This is a genomic window from Streptomyces sp. XH2 (assembly GCF_049725035.1).
In the GTDB taxonomy this organism is placed as follows: domain Bacteria; phylum Actinomycetota; class Actinomycetes; order Streptomycetales; family Streptomycetaceae; genus Streptomyces; species Streptomyces roseoverticillatus.
The window spans coordinates 110393-126393 of sequence record NZ_JBMMMZ010000016.1 but is presented as its reverse complement, the minus strand read 5'-3'; the positions used below and the strand labels follow the sequence as shown (position 1 = coordinate 126393).

The following is a 16001-nucleotide window of genomic DNA, read 5'->3' as shown; positions in this document are numbered from 1 at the left end:
CTGAAGCCAAGGAGACCGTCATGCGCGCCCGCCCGATCACCTGGGGCCGGTCCTTCGCCGTGGCGCTGGACCACGGCGAGGACTTCTTCGCCGCCCTGGACCGCTTCTGCCGGGAGTACGAGATCCGCTCGGCCCACATCCCCACCTTCATCGGAGGGTTCCACACGGCCCGGCTCGTCGGCAGCTGCCAGCCGCTGGCCGACCCCGAGGCCCCGCTGTGGGAGGAGGTCACGGTCGAGAGCCTGGAGGTCCTCGGCGGCGGCACGCTGGCCTGGGACCCGGACGCCGGCCGCCTGTCCCCCCACATCCACGTCACGACGGGGCTGAAGGCCGCCTCCGCCGACGGGCGCACCAGCCACCTGCTCGGCGCCAAGGTCCAGTTCATCAACGAGCTCGTCGTCCAGGAGATCGCCTCCCCCGGTCTCATCCGCCGCGCGGATCCGGGACTGTATGGCGTTCCGCTGCTGGACTTCGGCGACGGAACCGGGACGGGCGGGTGCTGAGCGATGGCGCCGATGGCAAGGATCACCCGGTTCTACCTTGAAGTCCAAGCCCGTGATCTGGCGTCCTACGTGCGGTTCAGCGCCGAATTCCGTAAGGCGGCGCAGCGCGCGGCTCAGAAGGAGGGCGACCCGGCCCTTGCCGACACGCTCGTCTCCCGTGCGACGTTCGACCGGTGGATGACCGGGCAGATCCAGCGCATCCCGTACACCGCGGCAGCTACCGTCCTGCGCTATATGTTCGAGATGTCGGTCGAGCGGCTCTTCCAGACGGTCAGCCAGGAGAGCAGCGGTCTCCCGGCTCAGGGCGCCGCCCTTCGTACCCTGCCCGGAGTCGAATTCGATGACCCGCTCCAGGTCATGGCCCAGGCCCGCGCCCTGACGAGCTCGAACACCGACCCCGCATTGCTGACGATGGCGGACACATCGATCCGCAGCATCATCGACCGCTACGAAGCGTCCGGCCCGCAACAGCTCGCCGGCGAGGCCCGAATGCTGCGCACCACGCTGCACACCCTGATCGCCGGTCAGCAGCCCTCGGGAGTGCGGATGCGGCTGTTCCTCCTGGCCGCACAGACCTCCGGGCTCCTGGCCTACATGGCCGTGAACGCCAACAAGCCCTTCCAGTTCGCGGATGCCTACTGCACCGAGGCCGAGGAACTGGCCCAAGCGGCCACAGGCCCCGACGAGCCGGTCGACCCCCGGGTGCTGGACCTGAAGATGTGGGTAGCCGGCACGCGCTCCCTGGCCCTCTATTACAACCAGCGCTACGACGAGGCCCACGCCGCCGCCGAGGCCGGCGTCGAGCTGGGCCGGGAGAATCCCCAGGCCATTCGCCTGCTCATCAACGGCAGCGCCCGCGCCCTGGCCCGTGTGAACGACCGCCGCCGGGCCGAAGCCGCCATCGGCCGCGCCATCGAGCTCTCCGATCGGCAACCGCACCTGCCCACCGGCATCACCGCGTGCATCGACTTCGTGCCCTATTCCCCGGCTCGGACCCTGGCCAATGCCATCACCGCCCGCCTGTCCCTCACCGACTACGACCGCGTCCACGCCCACGCCGAGGAGATCGACGAGCTGATCGAGAACTCCGACTCCGACTGGAGCCGCGCCCTCGTACGTCTCGATGTGGCCACTGCGCTGCTCCAGCAGGACTCCCCGGAGCTCGAACGCGCCATGCTGCTGGGCGGGCGCGCTCTGCACGCCGGCGCCACCGCACCGATCCGCTCGGTGTGGCAGCGGGCGAACGAGCTGTACGTCCGTGCGGCCGAGCGGTGGCGGGGCGAGCCTGATGTGGGCGACTATGCCGAGAAACTGCGGACGTGGCGTGCCCAGCCGCAGGCCGCACCCGTTGCCGTCGACGCCGCGGCGGTCATGGCCCCGGCGTAGAGGAGGATCCTGCCTGTGGCGTACGACCCGGCCTTGACCACCGATCACCATGCTTTCCCCGCCGCGCCACCGCCGATACTCGACGACCCGGGCACGATCACACGGCACGACTGGGAGGCGTTCGCGGCCCTGGACCGCCTGACCAATCACTGGGACCGCCCCGGCTGGGAGAACGGACGGCGCGCCTACTACTGGCTGCTCACCTTCCCACGCAGCACCTCGTTGCTCAGCCGGGCCCGGCATTGCCAGGACGCGCTGGAGCACTTGGGGATGGATCCCGTCCCGGACGACGGTCTCCACGTGACCCTCACCCGCGTCGGCGCCGTCGACCAGGTCGAGCCCCGCGACCTGGACCGCCTTGTCGCAACGGTCCGCGAGTGCGCTCTCCCAGCGTTTCGCCTGGACGCCTACCCGCTTGCCGGCTCACGCGGAGCCGTCCGCTTCTCCCTCGCACCGTGGACGCCGCTCGTCCAGCTGCACGCGGCGCTGAGCACATCGGCCCGGCGGACCGGTCTGCCCGGCGGGCGGCCGACCAACGGCTTTCGACCACATCTGGGGATCTTGTACGGCAACGCGGAGCGCGAGGCCCGACCGGTCATAGAAGCCGTCTCAGCCCTGCGGGCCCTGCCGCCCGTGCCGCTGTACGTGGACACCGTGGACCTGGTGGAGCTGCGCCGCGAGAGCGGAGCGTACCGATGGAAGACCCTTCACACGGTCCAGCTCGCTCCCTCCCGCCCCTGATCCCCGCCCGGCGAGAAGCCGACGGCTTCGATGCGGGCTGCTCAACGGCCGCCTACGGCGGGAGCTCGTGCTGCGTGTCCTGTGCTCAGGAGGCGAGCATGGGCTCCCAGCCGAACCGCGAGCGCATCGTGCCCTGGGCGATGTGGGCCAGGGCGGCGGCGTGGTACGGGACGGTGTTGTCGGGGATCTCGTCCAGGCGGAACCAGCCCAGGCCGCCGCACTTGTCGGGCTCGGCGTTGTGCGGCTCGCCCTCCCAGGAGCGGGCGCGGTAGAAGACGCCGAGCCGTGGTTCCTCGCCCGGGGCTCGGTGGTCGATGAAGTGCACGAATTCCAGCTCGCCCGGGGGCACGCGGACGCCGATCTCCTCCAGACCCTCGCGGGCGGCGCCGTCGTCGGTGGGCTCGGTCGCCTCGAGGTGGCCGCTGGGCACCTGCCACAGGCCGGCGGCGTAGCCGCCTTTGCGGAGGCTGAGGAGGACCTGGTCGTCGCGGAGGAGAAGGATGTGGACGTCGCAGATGCGGCGGTGGCGCTGTGCGGTCACAGTGGCATTCGTTTTCTCGCGGGGCCGGTGGAGTCACCGATTATGGCGCCGCGCTGCGCCCGGGTGGGGCGGTTTTGCGTCATTGGTATCGCCGGGTCAGCAGGGCTCGGTACGCAGGAACGTCTCGGCGCACTGGAGGTGCTTCTTGATCCGGCGGCGGACGGATGCGGGCTGGGCGGTGAAGAGGGTGGACTGCACGGTGCGGGTGCGTTTGTCCCAGGCCCAGGTTCCGGCGATCCGGCCGGCGACGGTGATGGTGGCACGGACTTCGCCGATGGTGTTGAACGCGCGTGCGGTGTGGGCGGGGTCGTGGTAGCGGCTGCGGGTGGTGAAGTAGCCCTTGAAGGTGGGGTCTTCAAAAGCCAGCAGGCGTAGGTGGTCGGCTGGCAGCGGGGACGCTGAGCGGATGCTGGCCACGTCCTCCTCCAGCGCGAGGAGCTCGTCGGGCAGGCCGTCGACGCGGACGTGGACGAGCTGTCCGTGGAGCGCGGCGAGGGCGGGGGTGATCTCGGCGCGGGTCAGGCCGGTCCACCACAGCAGGTCGCCTTCGGCGGCCGGCCCGTAAGCGTGCAGGTAGCGCGTCAGCAGGGCGACGGTGGCTGCCCGAGGATCGGGGCCGGTGAGGGTGAGGCCGGGGTGGGCGTGGTCGAGGAGGGCGAACTGGCGTTCTTCCCGGTGGAGGGAGGCCGCGGTGTTGCGGTAGGTGATGTGTCCGGATTCCCAGGCCCACTTGATGCCCAGCCGTACGGCCGCGATGTCGGCGCAGTCGGGGTGCTGCTTGGCGAGATGGTCTTGCAGGTCACGGTAGGGCAGGGGACCGCCCGCGAGTGCGTCGACGGCCCGCTGCCCCCACTGCTGGAGCCCGGCTTTGGTCAGGCCGTGCCGGCGGGCCGTGGCGAGGGTGGCGCCCAGGCGCAGGCGCAGCGTGGCGGTGTGGGCGTCGGCGGCCTGGTGGGCGGGCCATAGGTGGAGGGTGCGGCGCATGCAGCGGATCTTCACCAGGGTCCCGCCGGGGGCGAGGGCGGTGCGCAGCTCGTCCGGGGTGAAGGCGGGGTTGCGGGTGTGGGCGGTGACGTAGGGGGTGAGCAGGCGCGCGGCGTGGAGGCCGGCCTGGGCGGCCGCCAGGGTGGCGAGGGGGGCGGGGGTGGAGTCGGGTCCCCAGCCGTGGCGGGCGGCGAGGGCCGCGCGTTCGGCTTGGGCGGGCAGGGTCACGCTCGCGGCCACGGTCGGGGCTCCTTGTGCTGGGGCAGGGGGTCGGCCGGTGCTCAGGTGCCAGGGCGGCACCTGAGCGTAGTGGGATCTACCGGGGTGCGGGGGCGGAAGGGGCGGATTCGTGGCGGTCGGGCCACAGGGTGCTCACGAGCGAGGCGAGCTCCTCGTAGCCGGCCTGGACGGCGGCGAACTGCTTGTCGGTCCCCCACCAGTGCTTGTGGTTGTGGTGGATGTGGTACTGGCTCCAGTCGCCCGTCCACCCGGGCTGGCTGCTGGTGCCGTGGAGGTCGAACTCCTCGGGGTGGTCGTACACGTACGTCCCGGGCAGGGGGACGAAGCGGAAGAGGGAGGCGCGGTCGATGTGGGGGGCGAGCTCGGTGAGCAGGTCGATGGTCTCGCCGGTGGTCTGCCGGTCCTCGCCGGGGTAGCCGTGGATGAGGAAGAGCTTGACGCTGATGCCGGCCTCGCGGCTCCATCGCACGGCGCGGCGGATGTGGTCGGCGGTGATGTTCTTTCGCATGGCCTTGAGGATCGTCGGGCTGCCGGACTCCATGCCGTACTTGATCTCCAGGCAGCCGGAGCGGGCCATGTCCGCCAGCAGCGCCTCGTCGACGGTGTCCACGCGGGAGAGTGCCGACCAGCGCAGGCCCAGGTCTGTGATGTTCGCGCAGATGTCCCGGACCTTGTTCTTGTTGACGATGAAATTGTCATCAACTATGGCGAATCCCTGGATTCCGTACCGCTCGATCATGTCGGTGAGCTCGCTGCGGGCGCTGGCGCCGGAGCGGTACTGGATGCGGGTCTGGGCCGCGGCGCAGAAGCGGCAGGGGAAGGGGCAGCCGCGGCTGAACATCACGTGCGCCATGCGCAGGTCGGTGTTCGACAGGCGGTCGCTCATCACCAGGTCGTCGGCCGGCAGGAGATGCCGGGCCGGTAAGGGCAGGGTGTCGATGCTGCGCAGCAGCGTGCGCGGGCGGGTGCGGACGGCTTTGCCGCCGTCGCGGAAGCAGATGCCGTCGACGTCCTCGAAGCGCCGGCTGCGAGCGTGCTCCAGGAGCTGGAGGAAGGTCTCTTCGCCTTCGCCGACTCCGACCACGTCCGGTTCGATGTCCGCGAGGGTCTGCTCCGGGTAGAAGTTCGGGTGAACTCCTCCGGCCAGGATCAGGGGGTCGTTGGTGTAGTGGCTGTCGCGGCGGCAGTCCCGGATGAGGCCGTAGGTGGCGGACGAGGGGATGGTGAACGCCACGGCGTCGGCGCCGGTGAAGTCCCGGACGTGGTCGCCGTGGGTGACCTTGACGATGGCCACGTCGTGGCCGGCCTGTTCGGCGACCGCGGCGAGGTAGAGCACGCCGAACGGCGGGAACTCTCGGCGCTTTTCCTTGAATCGGGCCAAATCGAGTACTTCCGGGTACACCAGTGCGACGCGCATTGCGAGCCTCCGGAGGGTTGCCGATCAGGCGGGTGGACGTGGTGCCCATTGCGTGGTGCTTCGCCGAGCCGCATGATCCGGTCGCGGCCGGGGCGGGGTCATACGGCCGCCTCGTGGGCCGGCGGTGTGCCGACGTCTTGCAGGCCGACGCGCACGCGGGCGTAGACATCCTCGGCGAGCGCGAGTTCCTCAGGGGTGAGCGGTTCGCCGAGGCAGGTGTAGTTCTCTTCGACCTGTGCTTCGTTGCGGAATCCGAAGATCACGGCGGCGTGGTCGGACTTCTGGAGGCACACGCGCAGCGCCAGGCGACTGAGCGTTCCCGGCGCGTGGCCGAAGTGGTGGCGCAGTTCCCGGATCCCGGCGGCGATGGGGCCGGCGTCCCGGGCGCCAAGTCCGTGCTGGGCGGTGGGGCGGTGGAGGGGCTTGCCGGCGAGGATGCCGTGGGCCAGGGGCGCGGCGAGCACGAGGCCGGTGCCGTGGCGCCGGGTGAAGGTGAAGAGGTCGTCGCCCTCGTCGGTCAGGGCCACGGCCGGGGTGAGGCCGTGGTAGTGGGTCCACACGACGTCCGGCTGGATCAAGTGGAACAGGTGGACGAAGCGAGCGGCCTGCCGGCGCCATTCCTCCAGGGGGGCGCCGAGGGCCGTGTGGGGGCCGCGCATGCCGATGGCGGTGATGTCCCCGTTCCTGCGCAGGATGCGCATTTGGTCGATGGCGCTGCCCAGGTAGCGGTCGGCGGGGCCGAAGTCCAGCGAGGCCAGGGTGTACAGGGCGAGGGGCGGCTCGATGTAGAGGTTGTCGATGGTCTGCTCGAGTTGCTGGTGGATGCGGCGGTCGGCGTAAGGGTGGGGGGCTGAGCCGCGGACCAGGCCGACCTTGCTGCTGACCTGGAGGCGATGGCCGGGCCAGTCGCGCAGGAACTGGCCGATGATCCGCTCGGAGTGGCCCAGGCCGTAGGAGTCGGAGGTGTCCAGGAAGGTCGCGCCGCATTCGGCCGCGCGCCACAGGCCGTCCCGGAGGGGCTGGTCGTGGGGGCCGGGGTGGTCGCCGACTGCCGCGCAGTGCACGCCGAGCGGGTGCACGGCCAGCCGCCGGCATAAGGGGCGGAGCGCGAGGGCGTGTCCTGCCATCAGTTTGTACCGGCCAGGGGGATGAAAGCCGTAATGATCTTGCCGTCGCCGTGCTGTTCCACGGTCCGGGTCATGGAGTGCTGGTCGATCAGGAAGAGCCCGCGGCCGCCCTCGGGGATGTCCTCGGTATCGGCGGTGGGAGACGCCGGGGGCCGGGCGGGGCGTGCGGGGACGGCGGTGACATCCGGGTCGCCGTCGGCCACAGCCACCGTCATGCCGCGCTGGTAGACGTCGAGGAGGAGTTCAAGGGGGCCGTCATCGGTGTGCTCTACGGCGTTGCCCACGAGCTCATTGGCGACCAGGACGGCGTCGTCCGGGTCGCCCTCGGTGCACGTGGCCCGCACCTTCGCCCTGGCCACCTGCTGAGGGGCGATCACGCCCTCGAGGTTGACGGCGTGGCGGGCCATGAGGTCTCCGAAGGGCACGTGGGCGATGTCTGCCGGAGGCATGGGCTTCTCCTTGCAATCCGACTGCGGCACGGCCCCAGCCTGTCCCACTCCGGCTGCTCATCGATACGCCATGCGTTCCTCATTTCTTCCTCATTTCGGTACGCGCCAACGCCAAATCCCTGCCCGATATGAGCACTTCATTGGCTTCTGGCCTGCGGGGCCGGGCCGCGAAATGAGGAAGAAATGAGGACGCCATGGCGTATCGATGAGCAGCGTCTTCCGCCAGGCTGTCAGCCGGATCACCCGTCTCCCCTCCTCTCGGAGTTCGCGATGACGTCCTCGCCCGGCCAGACCTCTCCGTTCGCGCGACGGCGCAGACCGCCGCCGCACCCCAGCTAGAGCTCCCTCGCCGACGACAGTTGCGGCGATCTCGTCCTTTCAGACCGGACACCAGCGCGTGGGATTCCTCCCCACCCAGCCGCTGGGCGTCCGCTGTGGGATCCGGATTCCCTCTCTCCCCCGAGAGCCGTCGGGTGGGCCGGCCAGCGCACCGGCGGTTCGGGATCTCGGATTGACGGCAACGCGTCGAGGCGAGCGCGCGTTGCGTGTCCCGGCTGCCGCGGGATCAACCTGCGGCAGCCGGTCCACCTCATCGCCGATGTGCGCACTGCCCCACCGCTTGGCCGCGGCACGCGGTGATCGCCTCTCGGACACCCGCCCTGCTTCAACGTTCCCCCGGTCAACCCCCAACGCCAAGGACACACACGGCTATGAACGACACCAGCACGGTCCAGAAACTTCTGGACGACAGCGTTCAGAGGGTGCCCCAGCTGCGATGCGCGCTCGTGGTCAGCGCCGATGGCCTGCTGCTGTTCCACAGCCCCGCCGTCCCCCTCAACGACGGCGAGACGGAGAAGCGTGCGGCCATGGCCAGCTCGCTGGCGATCGTCATCTCCGAGATGGCGAAGCTCGAGGGCATCGGACCGGTCGTGCACCATGCGGTTGAGGGCGAGCGCGGAATGTGCCTGTTCGGTCTGATCGAGCAAGGTCTGGTGATCGGTCTCTACGCCGACGGCGGCGCCGAAGGTGATGTCGGCCGCGAGCTCGGCGTCCTCCTGACGGACCTCCCCGAGCTGCTGGCCAGCGACACGCGACGCTTCATGTTCAGCGGGGCGTCATGACAGCGGCACAGCAGAGCGGCCAGGCCCTGGACCTCCAGGACACCGTGGTCCCGGGCACTGCCAACGCCTTCGCCGTGCTCTTCGGTGATGCAGACGCAACCGCTCCGCAGACCGTCGCGCCGCCACCCGCTCATCGGAACGGCAAAGCCTTCCGGTTCGGCAGCGATCCTTGTGTGCTGGTCCGTGCGGTGCAGCACCCTGCGGTGCGCGTGTCGGCGCTGCCTGACACCAGGGGTTCGGCTTCCGGGGATGGTTCCGGCTGGTGGGCGTGGATGAGCGCCGCGTGGCAGGAGCATGAGCTGGTCGACGCGGTCCGGCTGGCCGCTCCCGCGTTTGCCTCGGAGCTCGACGCGTTGCTCCGCGGCCCCCGCCCCGAGGAGGGAGTCGCCCGCAAGGCGGCGCTCTCGCTCGCTGCGTACAGCCTTCGGATGCTGCGCCCCACGCCCTTGGGGCTGTTCGCCGGCGTTGCCGAAGGGTCCTTCGGTGACCACGCCGCAGTCCGGTGGGGTGGGGAGCATCGGGTCGTCGCGCAGGCCGGCGGCGAGTGGATGGCTCAGGTCATCGCCCGACTGGAGGCGCTGGCCTCGGTGCGCGAGCGTCTGCTGATCGTGGCCAACAACGTCGCCATCGTGCGCGGTGAGCGCCTGGTGGTGCCGTGGCAGCCCCGCCGGCCTGGGGTGACCACGTCGGAGATCCGTGAGGTGTCCGTGCGCTACACGGCGCAGGTGCGCGCGGTGATGGAGATGGCCGCGGCCGCGGTGCCGTACCGGGACGTGCTGGGCAAGCTCATGGCCCAGGGCGACAGTGAAGACACGGTGCGCGTCCTTCTGGATGAGCTGATGGCCGGGCACCTGCTCATCAGCAATCTCTGCCCGTCGTCGACGCACAGCGATCCGCTGGGCTACGTGATCGCCCAGGCAGACCGGTGCGGACTGGAGAGCGTTGCGGAGTCCGCGGACCTGGTCATGGAGCTGCGGGTAGTCCACCGCCTGATGCGCGCGCACAACCGGCTCCCGGCGGGTAGGGGCGGTGCGCGCCGGGCGGCGTTGGTGCGGCGGATGACGAGGGTGGCCGACGCGGATCCGCTTCAGGTGGGTGTCCTCCTGGACGCCGAGGTGGTGGTGCCGCGGGCGGTGGCACGGGACGTGGAATCCGCGGTGGCGGCCTTGGCCCGGGTCAGCCCGGAGCCCTACGGGACGGCGGCGTGGCGTGCCTACCGGGACCGGTTCCTCGACCGCTACGGCCCCCATGTGCTCGTCCCGCTGACCGATTTAGTCGATCACGCGACGGGGCTCGGTCTGCCCGCCGGCTTCCACGGCAGTGCTCCCCCCGTGCGGCCATCTGTCTCTCGTCGGGACGCGCGGCTGCTCGCGCTCGTCCAGCAAGCTCTGGCCGACGGCCGGGATCTCGAGCTCGATGAGGTGACGATCGCGGCACTGGCGGTCGGCGATCCTGCGCGGATGGATGTCCCGCCGCACACGGAGATGCTGGTCGAGGTCCACAGCCCGTCGAGGCAGGCCCTCGAGACCGGCGACTTCCGTATCGCGACCCGGGGATTGTCGCGGGGCTTCGGGTACTTCTCCGGCGGTCGCTTCCCGGCCATGCTCGCCTCCGAGCGCCCCGGCCGCCTGGCCGCTGCGCTCGCCAACCGGCCGACCCTGGTCGAAGGCGCCGTGCCGGCCCAGCTCACGTTCCCGGCGCTGCGGCCCTCGGCGAGCAACCTGATCCGCTGCCCCGAGCTGTTGCCGCACCAGATCAGCCTGTCCGAGTACCGGGAGCCGGAACCGGGAGCCGCCACCCTGCCGATGTCCGATCTGGCGGTGATGTGCGACGGTCACCGCCTGCTCCTGGTCTCCCGTGCGCGCCAGCGGGTCCTGGAGGCCGACTTCCCGCATCCGTTGCAGGCCGAGTTCCAGACGCCGGGGATCGCCCGGTTTCTCGCCGAGCTCGTCCGGGGCCAGACGGCCCGCCTCACCGGCCCGGTCGGCGAACTCCTCCCCTTCGACTGGGGCGCGGCCCGCCACCTTCCGGCCCTGCCCCGCCTGTGCCACGGGCGCACCGTCCTCTCACCCGCGACCTGGCGCCTGGACGCCGCGGACCTGCCCGGCCGCGCGGCGAGCGCCGGCCAGTGGCAGGAGGAATTCGCGGCGCTGCGCGAGCGCCGTGGGATCCCGGACAAGGTCCTCCTCACCCGGTACGACATGCGCCTGCCCCTCGACCTCGAGCACGGCGGCCACCTGGAGCTGCTGCGCCGCGAGCTCGAGCGCCCGCAGGACGGCCCGCTCCGCTTCACCGAAGCCCCGGCCCCGGACGCGTACGGATGGTGCGGCCGGCCGACCGAGCTCGTGGTGCTGCTGCGCTCCGCCGCGCCGCCACAGGCTGCTCCCCGGCTGCGCCCGACGGTCGCGATGTCCTCGCCCGGCCACGGTCACCTTCCCGGCGCCTCGCCCTCCCTGTGCGCCCGGCTCTACGGGCCCGCCCAGGCGCGCGGCGAGCTGATCACCCGCCACCTGCCGCGTCTGCTCACCGAGCTCGGTTCCGTCCGGTGGTGGTACCGGCCCCGCGAGGCCCCCGTGCCGTACCTGGAGCTCTTCCTCCAGGGCGACGGGACCGGGGCGTCCCCGGGGCTGGTCATGCAGCGGCTGGGCGAGTGGGCGCAGCGCCTGGCCGAGGGCGCGGTGGTGGCGGACTTCGCGCTCGTGCCGTATCGGCCGCACACCGGGCTGTGGGGCTCGGGCCCTGTGCTGCTTGCGGCCGAGCGGTGCTTCGCGGCCGACTCCACCGTGGTGGCCGAGCAGCTCGCCCGCGCACCGCGGGTCGACCGCCGTGTGCTGATCGCGGCGCACCTGCTCGACTTCGCTGCCGGCTTCCACGGCGGCCGCGAGGCGGCAGTGCGGTGGCTGGCGGCGCAGCCCAAGCCCGTCTTGTCCGTGCGGCTGCCCCGGGCGCTGCGTGAGGAAGCCGGCCGGGTCCTCGGTGACCTGGAGCCGGTGGCGCACTGCCTCCCCGATGCCGACGCCGCCGCGCGGGCCGCGCGGCGGCGGGCCCTCGCGGACTACCGCACGGCCTTGGACACCTTCGAGGGGCACCACCTGGACTCCGACGTGGCCCTCCGCGCTCTGCTGACGGAGCATCACCGCAGGGCTCTGGGCAATGCCGAGGACGAAGGCGCGTGTCTCCATCTCGCCCGGGCGGCTGCCCATGCACACATCGCCCGCCAGGGCACCATGCGGCCCTCCCGCCGCCCCCGGTGACCACCGATTCCTCTCACTGCTTCCGGAGCCGTACACCCATGCCCTCCTCCCTCGCTGCCGTGTTCGACCTCGACGACTGCCTGATCGACACCTCCCACGCGCTCACCGCGTACGCCCACTGGTTCGCCGACGCCTACGGCGTGCCGGTGGAAGCGGTGACGGAAGCCGACCGGCGGCACGCCGGCCAGCGCCACGCCTTCTTCACCGACCTCAAGGAGAACTTCGGGATCAAGGACCCGATCACACAGCTGTACGGGCAGTACCGTCAGCGCGCGCCCCGGCTGAGCCCGTTCCGCCCGGAGGTGTGCCAGATGGTGCGGGAACTGTCGGATGCGGGATGGCGGCTGGCGGTGCTGTCCAACGGTTCCCCGGACGTCCAGTGGACCAAGCTGCGGCACAGCGGTCTCCACAGCTACTTCCCCTCGCACCGAGTTGTGATCTCGGGCGAGTGGGGCCCACGCAAGCCGGACCCCGCCTTGTTCAACATCGCGCTCGACGCGCTGGAGGTGTCCACGGCAGTCATGGTGGGCGACTCCCTCCGCGAGGACATCGCCGGCGGTGCGGCCGCTGGCCTGCGCACCGTCTGGATCGCCAACGGCCGTCAACTGCACGACGGCGATCCGCAGCCGGATCACGTGGTCCAGACCGTCACCGAGGTCAGCCGCCTCCTCCGCACGACCGAGTGGTTGGTGCCCCTCCCGGACTAGAGCCCCCCTGCCCTCGCCGGAGCCCCTGCGGCACCGGCTCACCACGACGTTCGGACGCGCCCTTCTTATGTCTCCCATTAGCCAGCCTCCCGACGTGTGGCACGCCAGCGCGATCCAGTGCCTGCGCAGCGAGGCCGCTCGTCCCGTCGAAAGCCCCTTCTTTTGGGACTTATATGACAGCTACGGGCCCCGGTGCGAGATCCTCGGCCCGGTCGCCGGCCGGAGGGTCATCGACCTCGGCTGCGGCACCGGGCGGACGATCGCCCACCTCGTACACCAGCACGGCGCCCTCGGGGTCGGGCTCGACAGTTCCCCAGCCATGAACCAGCGCTCCACGGCGCGCTTCGGCGGCGTCCCGCGCCTGCGCTACGTGACCGCCGACGCGGTTCACCACCTGGCGCAGCACCCGCTCGGCTACGACGTGGTCCTCTCCCGGTTCGGCGCCGTCTGCTTCACCGACCCGTTCCTTCTCCTGCCCGTCCTGGCGGCCGCGCTGCGACCGGGCGGCGTGCTCGTCATCGCAACCATGGCCGAATACCTGGACGGCACCGCGGCCAGCGCCTTCCCGTCCTTCACCCCCGCCGTCCTGGCACAGGACGACGGCAGCGCCGTGACGGTGCCGCGCTGGGTGCTCAACCGCGGCCTGTGGGAGCGGATGCTCGCCAGGGACTTCACCGTCCAGCACGTGCAGCGCCTGGCCAACCCGGACCACCCGCAGCGGCCGGTGGCCAGCTGGCTCATCCGCGCCGTACGCCGATAGCCCTGCCCTCCACCTGCCCGACGCCCGTGCCGCCAACCCCCGCCCTCCGTGCGGCCCCGCCGTCACCGGCCGGGCCGCCACATCTCAGCGAACACCCCGGACACACGAGGCAAGCAATGACGAAGCGGGTACCCGCCCATTCCCCGTTCCACTCCCACAACGACGACTGGTACGTCCCCTCCTGGTCCCCGGACTCCACGCTGCCCACCGCCCCGGTGCCGGACTGGGTCCCGCGGAGCAGTGTCGAGACCCGCGCCGCCGGGGACTTCTTCGAGGCGGTGCGGGTCCTGCTCCCCTACGGCGAGCACGCACTGCGCCGCCTCGGCCGCGACGTCGGGCCCGTGATCGCCTCCCGCTACACGCTCCACATGACCTTCCTCCTGGAGCCGGACTCGATCGTCGTCGGCTCCTGGAAGGTCCCCGGTTCTCGTCTGCTGCCCCGCGGCGCACGCGTCGAGATACCCCCCGCCTGCACGAACAGCGGCAAGGACCTTCACTGGGTGGTCCTGCCCAGCCGGCACACGACCGAGCCCCAGGACCTGCGCAGCGCCCTGGCCGACAGCCGGCGCGCGCCCGCGCCCCCGCCACCAGTCCGTACGCGGCAGCGCCGGGGACGCCGCCCATGAGCCACGACGGCGTCGCCAACCACATCGACGGCAACTCGTCGGTCACCACGGGCGTGCAGGCCCGCGACATCCACACCCTCACCATCCACGCTGCCGCGGCCGCCGACCACGGGCCGCCGATCCCGTATCAGCTTCCCCCTGTTCCCGCGGCGTTCACTGGGCGCGCCAGGGAGGTCGAAGTCCTCTCGCAGTGGCTGGAGACGCAGCCGGACCACGGTGTGCGGCTGGCGGCTCTGTGCGGCATGGGCGGTGTCGGCAAGACAGCCCTGGCCACGTGGTGGCTCCACCGGCTGCGGACCCAGTTCCCCGGCGGCCAGCTGTATGCCGACCTGCGCGGCCACCTACCCGGCGGCCCGGCCCCGACCCACGAGGTCCTCGTCCGCTTGCTGCGCGCCTACCGTGCCGGACCGCTGCCGCCCACCGTTGAGGAGCTGTCCGCGTGGTGGCGCTCGGTCACCGCCGCCCGCGAGGGAGCGCGGGTGTGCCTGTTGCTGGACAACGCGACCTCGGCCGACCAGATCCGGCCCCTGCTGCCCGGCGGCCACGGGCACCTAGTGGTGGTCACCAGCCGCGAGCTGCTGACCGGCCTGGCCCGCGACGGCGCCGCGCTGCACCAACTGCGCCCGCTGGATCCCGAAGCGGCGACCGAGTACCTCGCCCGCTGCCTCGGCTCGGGCCGCATCGCCCGCGAGCCGGACGCCGCCCGCCACATCGCCGCAGCTGCCCATGGTCTGCCGTTGGCCCTGGGACTGGCGGTCACCGAACTGGCCGCGCACCCCGGCCGGCCGCTCGCCGACCTCCTCGCCCCCAGCGCTCGCTCGGGCTCCGGGCCTGCGCCCCGCCAACGGCGGCCCAACAGTCTTGAGGGAGCTATGACTACCGGCCTGGACCGCACCTACTGGAATCTGCCGCGCGACGTCGCCCGCGTCTACCGGCGGCTCGGCCTGTTACCCCTGCCCGAGACCGACACGGCACTGACCGCGGCCGCCTGCAACCTGCCAGCCGGCGAAGCCGACCGGGCCCTGCGCGCCCTGTCTTCGGCCCGGCTCCTGGAGGACATCGCCGACCACCCCGTCCGCGGCCGCATCTGGCGGCTCCACGACGAAGCCCGCGCGCACGCCCGCGCCCAAGCGGCGCGCGAAGAGACCGACGGCACCGCCGAGGAGACGCTGCACCGGGCCCTGGACTGGTACCAAAGCGGCGCCACGGCAGCAGAACGGCTGCTGACGCCCTCCCACCGCCGACTCGACCGCCCCCTGGCCTACCCCCCGGCCCAACCCATCACCTTCACTCAGCACGCCGAGGCCCTGGCCTGGCTGGAGGGTCAGCAAGACCAGCTGATGGCCGCGATCCGCGCCGGTCACACCGCCGGCCTGTACACCTGCATATGGACCCTGGTTTGGGCCCTGTGGCCCCTGTGGCACCACGGGCAGATCTACAGCCTCTGGTTCGAGGCCCACAAACTCGGCCTCGACGCCGCCCGCCGCGACGGCGCGCCCCTCGCCGAGCGCGAACTCCTCAACACCTGGGGCGTCGGCCTGCGCAGCGCCGGCCAGCACGACGCCGCCATCGGCGCCTTCACCCGCGTCCGGGACATGGCCACCGCCGCCGCCGACGCCACGGGTCAGGCCCAGGCCCTGCACGAGCTCGGCGTCGCCCACCACGCTGCCGGCCGTCGCGGCGACGCAGCCGAGCTGCTCCTTCAGGCCCGCGCGCAGCGCGCCGAGCTGGGAGACCCGCGTGGCCAGGCCCTGACCGACATCGTGCTGGGCGAGATCGCCCTCGACGACGACCGCCCGGACGAGGCCATCGCCCGCTTCACCACCGCCCGCTCTCTCCTGCTGGAGGTGACCGACCCGCACAACGCCGCCCGGGCCCTGGCCTGGCTCGGGCGCGCCCACGCCCGCAGCGGCGATGGCAAGGTCGCGCTCGAGCTCGGCCGTACCGCCGTCGAGGAGTTCGGACAGATCGGGTCCCGGCGCTGGATCGGCCGCAGCCTGGAGATGCTCGGCCAGACCACCCACGAGGCAGGCCACGAGGAAGCCGCCCGCGAACTGTTCACCCGGGCCCTGTCCGTCTACAAGTCCTTCAGCGGCCGCGACTCCGACCGTCTGCGCAGCCGCCTGCGCGACCTGCCCTAGCGCG

General features: G+C 71.7%; 14 protein-coding genes. 9 read left to right on the top strand and 5 right to left on the bottom strand.

Features of this window, described 5'->3' with window-relative positions; genetic code table 11:
• Positions 1–20 precede the first annotated feature (20 nt).
• The 3 genes from ACOTKD_RS30790 to ACOTKD_RS30780 are packed head-to-tail and all read left to right on the top strand — an operon-like array spanning position 21 to position 2630.
• The gene (locus ACOTKD_RS30790) at positions 21–503 is read left to right on the top strand and encodes a PPC domain-containing DNA-binding protein (RefSeq protein ID WP_424892283.1); all 483 of its coding nucleotides are present in this window, start codon (positions 21–23) and stop codon (positions 501–503) included.
• 12 nt (positions 504–515) lie between these two features.
• Positions 516–1889: a hypothetical protein gene (locus ACOTKD_RS30785; protein ID WP_424892282.1), complete on the top strand. Its 1374-nt coding sequence runs from the start codon at positions 516–518 to the stop codon at positions 1887–1889.
• A 33-nt stretch (positions 1890–1922) separates the two neighbouring features.
• A complete protein-coding gene (locus ACOTKD_RS30780) occupies positions 1923–2630 on the top strand; it encodes a 2'-5' RNA ligase family protein (RefSeq protein ID WP_424892281.1) in 708 nt (235 codons plus the stop codon).
• A gap of 85 nt (positions 2631–2715) precedes the next feature.
• Here the strand turns inward: ACOTKD_RS30780 and ACOTKD_RS30775 are convergent, their stop codons facing one another.
• From ACOTKD_RS30775 to ACOTKD_RS30755, 5 genes are all read right to left on the bottom strand, one after another.
• The gene (locus tag ACOTKD_RS30775; protein ID WP_424892280.1) at positions 2716–3171 is read right to left on the bottom strand and encodes an NUDIX hydrolase; all 456 of its coding nucleotides are present in this window, start codon (positions 3169–3171) and stop codon (positions 2716–2718) included.
• A gap of 96 nt (positions 3172–3267) precedes the next feature.
• Entirely contained in the window at positions 3268–4395 is a 1128-nt protein-coding gene (locus ACOTKD_RS30770; RefSeq protein ID WP_424892279.1) for a DNA glycosylase AlkZ-like family protein, read from the bottom strand.
• A gap of 76 nt (positions 4396–4471) precedes the next feature.
• Positions 4472–5812 carry a B12-binding domain-containing radical SAM protein gene (locus ACOTKD_RS30765; protein ID WP_424892278.1) on the bottom strand — a complete coding sequence of 447 codons (1341 nt, stop codon included), beginning with the start codon at positions 5810–5812 and terminating at the stop codon, positions 4472–4474.
• 98 nt (positions 5813–5910) lie between these two features.
• Positions 5911–6939, bottom strand: coding sequence for an aldo/keto reductase (locus ACOTKD_RS30760; protein WP_424892277.1), 1029 nt, complete (start codon positions 6937–6939; stop codon positions 5911–5913).
• Complete coding sequence (locus tag ACOTKD_RS30755) at positions 6939–7388, bottom strand: ATP-binding protein (protein WP_424892276.1); 450 nt, start codon at positions 7386–7388, stop codon at positions 6939–6941. The genes ACOTKD_RS30760 and ACOTKD_RS30755 overlap by 1 nt, the downstream gene beginning before the upstream one ends.
• Positions 7389–8098: 710 nt before the next feature.
• Between ACOTKD_RS30755 and ACOTKD_RS30750 the strand changes: the two genes are divergently transcribed.
• The 6 genes from ACOTKD_RS30750 (at position 8099) to ACOTKD_RS30725 (ending at position 15997) form a co-directional block, all read left to right on the top strand.
• Positions 8099–8509, top strand: coding sequence for a roadblock/LC7 domain-containing protein (locus ACOTKD_RS30750; RefSeq protein ID WP_424892275.1), 411 nt, complete (start codon positions 8099–8101; stop codon positions 8507–8509).
• Entirely contained in the window at positions 8506–11763 is a 3258-nt protein-coding gene (locus tag ACOTKD_RS30745) for a lantibiotic dehydratase (RefSeq protein WP_424892274.1), read from the top strand. The genes ACOTKD_RS30750 and ACOTKD_RS30745 overlap by 4 nt, the downstream gene beginning before the upstream one ends.
• Before the next feature lie 38 nt (positions 11764–11801).
• On the top strand, positions 11802–12470 hold the full coding sequence (locus ACOTKD_RS30740) for an HAD family hydrolase (protein WP_424892273.1): 669 nt from the start codon (positions 11802–11804) through the stop codon (positions 12468–12470).
• 94 nt (positions 12471–12564) lie between these two features.
• Positions 12565–13230: a class I SAM-dependent methyltransferase gene (locus ACOTKD_RS30735; RefSeq protein WP_424892272.1), complete on the top strand. Its 666-nt coding sequence runs from the start codon at positions 12565–12567 to the stop codon at positions 13228–13230.
• A 116-nt stretch (positions 13231–13346) separates the two neighbouring features.
• On the top strand, positions 13347–13856 hold the full coding sequence (locus ACOTKD_RS30730) for a hypothetical protein (protein ID WP_424892271.1): 510 nt from the start codon (positions 13347–13349) through the stop codon (positions 13854–13856).
• Complete coding sequence (locus tag ACOTKD_RS30725) at positions 13853–15997, top strand: tetratricopeptide repeat protein (RefSeq protein ID WP_424892270.1); 2145 nt, start codon at positions 13853–13855, stop codon at positions 15995–15997. Before ACOTKD_RS30730 ends, ACOTKD_RS30725 begins: the two co-directional genes overlap by 4 nt.
• The last annotated feature ends 4 nt before the right edge of the window (positions 15998–16001 follow it).